This is a genomic window from Allobosea sp. 10N428, from assembly GCF_056394545.1.
Window position 1 is genome coordinate 1 of the sequence record NZ_JBFTIC010000029.1, and the last position, 3,098, is coordinate 3,098.

2 protein-coding genes and 2 pseudogenes are annotated in these 3,098 nt (G+C 59.6%); 1 reads left to right on the forward strand and 3 read right to left on the reverse strand.

The window, feature by feature from the left end; translation table 11 throughout:
• Both AC1DDA_RS27305 and AC1DDA_RS27310 read right to left on the reverse strand, forming a co-directional pair.
• Window positions 1-677, reverse strand: a pseudogene (locus AC1DDA_RS27305) (hypothetical protein); the annotation flags it as partial.
• A gap of 1,317 nt (window positions 678-1,994) precedes the next feature.
• Complete coding sequence (locus AC1DDA_RS27310) at window positions 1,995-2,216, reverse strand: hypothetical protein (RefSeq protein WP_441514551.1); 222 nt, start codon at window positions 2,214-2,216, stop codon at window positions 1,995-1,997.
• A gap of 244 nt (window positions 2,217-2,460) precedes the next feature.
• On the opposite strand from AC1DDA_RS27310, the gene AC1DDA_RS27315 reads away from it, so the two are divergent.
• Window positions 2,461-2,772, forward strand: coding sequence for a DUF1236 domain-containing protein (locus AC1DDA_RS27315; RefSeq protein WP_441514550.1), 312 nt, complete (start codon window positions 2,461-2,463; stop codon window positions 2,770-2,772).
• 192 nt (window positions 2,773-2,964) lie between these two features.
• On the opposite strand, the pseudogene AC1DDA_RS27320 reads toward AC1DDA_RS27315, so the two are convergent.
• A pseudogene (locus tag AC1DDA_RS27320) lies at window positions 2,965-3,098 on the reverse strand (IS630 family transposase); the annotation flags it as partial.

Sequence of the window (3,098 nt, forward strand, 5' to 3'; positions counted from 1 at the left end):
GGTGCGGATGACAAACTGACGAACGGCCTGACGGTCACCTGTGGCTCAAGCGTCTCAAGCGCCTGATCGGACAACGGGAATTGTGGCGGGAGTTGCTCTCGCGTAGCCAAGACGACGACGACCAAGTTCAGAGCTATTGCACACAAAAGGCCGCAGGCCAGTACGCCGGGGCGGGTCATCAATTCCGTACGTGATGATCGGCTTTGGCGGGGTGTCTCCCACGGCCCGGCTTCGTCCAGCACCGGCGTATCGATAACACGCCAGCGGAACGCGGGAACATAGCTCCCCTTTGCCACCTGAATAACCACCGGATCGCATTTTCCATCGAGAAGGTAATATCTTTCCAGCGCGCGCCGCAGGCGACCGGCCTCGATCCGCACCACCGGATCGTTCATGGCGTCAAAATCCGCTCCCCGACCAAATACCTCATTCGCAATCGTGAAGGCCTTTAATCGCTTTTCTTGCCCCGAAAGCTTTTCTTCGACAATGTACTGTAGAAAGTGTTTTACACGCGCAGGAACATTGAAATCTGCACTTCCCACGATCCGCGCGAGCTCTGACCTTACCGCTTCCCCCGCTGGTTCGGTCAAAGTACCAAAGCAATTCGACGCTTGCACGGTGACCCCCTGTGCGAACGCAAATACGAAACCTGCTTCTTTCCTACGATAGAACCGCATCGCTCAGTGGCAACAAGTAATCGTGGTGAGAACAGCAGCCTAACACCAGGGACAATATCGCGAACCCCAACGCGTAGTTAGCCTGTACGGGGGATTTCGGCAGGCGCCATGACGCCAGAGCAAAAAGCAGGCCTGGCACGATTGATGCCCCGCTGGCCTCACGGGAAGATCCAACTCAGGCTTGCTGCCGGCGGCCGATTTTTTTTGGTCTCATCAGCCAGGGACCGCCGCAGTTGCCATTGCGGAAGACTATCATCCTGGAGCTTGAGCAGGAAATTGTCGCCGCGTTGCCGGCAGCTGGGAGATGATCGACGCCCGAGCCACACACGCCCTGGGAGGGGAAAGACGGCAGCTCGGCGCCACGCATTCGGGGGGAGCGCTACCAACACGCGGATGATCTCTGCGTCGAGCAGCTGCAATCGGCGGAGGCACCGGCCACGGATTTGGCGTCTTGGCTGTTCGCCTGGGCTTCCGGCGCGAGGACCATGAGGGCCTGGCAAGTAACCTCATTAGCGTCGGCGAAGAGGCCGCGCAGCGCTTGCCGCGTTTTCGGGTTCATCGCGATGTTCGCTTGCCCTCAAACAAAGGAACGCGCCGGCTGGGGGAGAACCGACGCGGCTCCGGTGATCGAGACGCTCAAACAATCACCGCCGCAATCCGAGAGAGGCTGGGGCCACCGATGAGGAGTTCATCGGCTACGAACGCGGCAGGGGAAGAACAGGACCTTGAGCGCAAGATTCCTAAAGGTGACGCAGAAGATGCCGAGCCATTGGGACGCTAAACGTCGCTTGCTCTAGCCCGGACTCGGGCGCGTACTGCTAAGGCAGTTGGCGGGGGCCGGCGATGTATACCGGGAAAGGCCTGCTTGTCCTGCGGGACGGCCGGACGCTCCCGCTCACCTACCAATTTGGCAGCAACTCCGACGACACCCGCGCCGGGTACCTTTTCTGCGATCTCTCCGATGCCGATCCGGCCGCTCTGTTCTACAGACTCCGTGTGGTCTGCGACGACGGCACAGATCTCGTCGTTGCAGTCGCGCATTCCAGCGACCGCTACCTTGCTGTCATCGGGCGGGTGTCTCCGCCACCCGATCCGCTATAAGAAAAAGGGAGCCGGCGGCTGGGGGCCGACTCCCTTCGATGGCTCTTTGGCAGGGGAACCATCTCCACTGACCGCTCAAGTGGATTTACCGGGAACGATCACTCGACAGTCTGGTTCCGCTGCACCTGTCAATAAATTTAGATCAAGGGCCGTTCGCCTCGAATGACCTCCGCATCATGAAAAAGGCCCCGGCAGCCGAAGCCAGCGAAGCCGAGCTCATGCTGCAGCAGATCGTCGGTAGCGCTCGACGGCCCGGCTCGTCAGGTCCTGTTCATCTCCGGCGACGGCCACCAGCGCAGACACGATGTAAGCCAGCCTACTGCGTTCTCGCTCTTCAAACGCAGGGGGAATACTCGATTTGATTTCGCCCCACGCAGCCTCCAGCGCCGCGTCAGCCCGAGCGAGATCAGTGGGGTCACTCAGCGACGAAAAAGGCATGTCTCCCTCCCTCCAAAAAGGACACCTGCGAAGGCAAATTTAGGAAGGGTTGCAACGATCTCAACGTCATTTGACATGCCCGACCTCCGCGCACCATCCGCGGTGACATCTTGCGGGAGGGGTACTCGAGCTCGGCGCCATGCCGCAGTACGCCCCCTGTGCGAGGCCGGCAGCCAATCATGGAACAAGCGCGCTCCATCGGTGTTTGCGAAACCGGCGGGGGATCTGAAAGAGGAGAATCTCGATGCGCTATCCAGTCCTGATCTCACTGGTTGCAGCACTGACCTGCTCCGCGGCAATCGCGCAGACATCGACTACAACCACCACCATCACCACGGATCAGCAAAGCAAGGTCCGGACCTATATCATGAAGGAACACCCCGCTTCCGTGAAAGTGACCGAGTCGGTTGCTGTCGGCGCCGCCCTACCGTCATCGGTGACCTTGCACACGTTGCCTTCTGATGTTGGCGTCACGCAGTACCGCTTCGCTGTGGTCAACGATAAGACGGTTCTGGTTGAGCCGAGCTCCCGCAAGATCGTTCAGATCATCGAGTGATCTCTGCATAGCAAAATGGCCCGGCCCCCTTTCGGAGACCGGGCCAACTTAAGTGGAGACGCAGCCGACGGACGATGCCGATGTCGCTTCTCTGCGTTTCTGGTCAGAATCCGCCGAATGAAAAATTGTGATCTGACGGTACTATTGTGATGCGGTGTCGGGCTTGACGGGCCAGGTTAGAGCGTTTCCGGCTTAATCCGGGTCATATCCCGCCGCTCTGAAGTAGTTTGCGCATTCGTTCGGCGAGAAGAGGTCGACGATTGCTCCAACAGCTCCCCAGAGGGCGGGGATGGTGCGTTCGGTCTTGGCCCGCAGCAGGGATTTGA

Coding starts and splice junctions, on each gene's coding strand:
- AC1DDA_RS27310 (WP_441514551.1), bottom strand. CDS start 2,216: ATGCCTTTTTCGTCGCTGAGTGACCCCACTGATCTCGCTCGGGCTGAC.
- AC1DDA_RS27315 (WP_441514550.1), top strand. CDS start 2,461: ATGCGCTATCCAGTCCTGATCTCACTGGTTGCAGCACTGACCTGCTCC.